Raw genomic sequence first — 1331 nt, 5'->3', positions numbered from 1 at the left:
CCTGTGGGAGATTCTATGGCTGGAGGCAAATTTTCATTACAAACGCCATCGGCCTTTCTCAGCTACCTCCAGGCACAAGTCAGCGCGCCAGAGATTATCTCTCCAGCATTGGATGCTACTCGTCAGTTTGGGTGGGCTGCGTAGCAGCCCCCAGCCTCAGCTGGCCAGCTTGGCACCTCCGGTATATATCTCGGGCTTCCAGTCGGCCTGATGCCTCATTAGGCCGAAGGCCAGCCGAGCCAAGCGGCGCGCAAGGATCACCAAGGCTTGGGTAGTTTTCTTCCCGCGCGCTTGGTGATGGGCGTAGTACTGTTTCCAGGTCGCGGTTCGACTGCCGCTCATCGAAGCGTTGTACAGAAGTCTGCGGACCTCCGAGTCACCACGCTTGCTCAACTTCCCTCTGCCCGCCCATTTACCGGATTGGACAACCGTTACATCCATACCTAGATAAGCGACAAAGGCATCGCTGTTCCTGAACTCGCCACGCATGAAGGACATCACCAGGCCGGCAGCCGTTAAGAAACCAACACCGGGAAGCTTCTGGACACGGCGCAGCTGATCGGAAAGCCCCACCTTTTTGATCACTTCACGCAGCTGTTTTTCCAGCGAAAGTTCTACGTGTTTGAGTACTCTCTCAACACGCTTGAGCTCTGAGGCAAACAATTTATCCCCCGACAAGCTCATCCGTAGCATGCCGCGTACCGCTACAAGTTTTGCGCGGCGGCGCAGCAGCACCTGGATCTCACGATGCCCAGCTGGTGGTGGAGTCCAAGCCTTCAAAGAGCCCCGTTCGTTGCTCAGAAACCGGGCGAGCAAAGCGGCATCATGGGCATCTGTTTTTGCCCGTACAGCAACACTTTCCCGGTACTTACTCAGCCTCAGTCCATCGATAACGTATACCGCGAAGCCCGCAGCATGAGCTTGCTCCGCCATTTCCATGTGATAGGTGCTGGTCGCTTCGATGGCCAACGCTGAGCCTTTAGGCAGCGTCCTGAGCCAGGCTTTGATTGCTTTCGGGGTGTTCGGGATGGCGAAGGGTTTGGTATTCGGAGCGGCTTGAATCACCAATTCATCTTTGGCGGTGTCCACGCCAGCTTCGATTGGGGTTGCGGACATTGCCATGGATAGCTGCTCCTTGTAGCGTAGTGTGACTTGAAGGGCACACCCTGGCGCAGGCTTGCTTCTATTGTCGCTTGCTCGCGAGGCATTCCTTATCGGCGCTTGGGTGCTGAAAGGAGGAGGGGTGATTTCTCCCACGGTCTGTACTGCGCGAACAGTCAGAAGCGAGTTATGACCCTCCTCCTCCCTTCAAGTCCTACCATACAAGCGGG

At 56.3% G+C, this 1331-nt stretch carries 1 protein-coding gene; it reads right to left on the bottom strand.

Annotated features, from left to right (window positions below; all coding sequences use genetic code 11):
* Positions 1-156: 156 nt before the first annotated feature.
* Complete coding sequence (locus tag APH28_RS25935) at positions 157-1122, bottom strand: IS110 family transposase (RefSeq protein WP_060513278.1); 966 nt, start codon at positions 1120-1122, stop codon at positions 157-159.
* Positions 1123-1331: the final 209 nt, after the last annotated feature.

The sequence above is a fragment of the Pseudomonas sp. NBRC 111124 genome (assembly GCF_001320245.1).
In the GTDB taxonomy this organism is placed as follows: domain Bacteria; phylum Pseudomonadota; class Gammaproteobacteria; order Pseudomonadales; family Pseudomonadaceae; genus Aquipseudomonas.
Note: the sequence above shows the minus strand (reverse complement) of the source record. Positions and strands in the feature narration are given on the sequence as shown.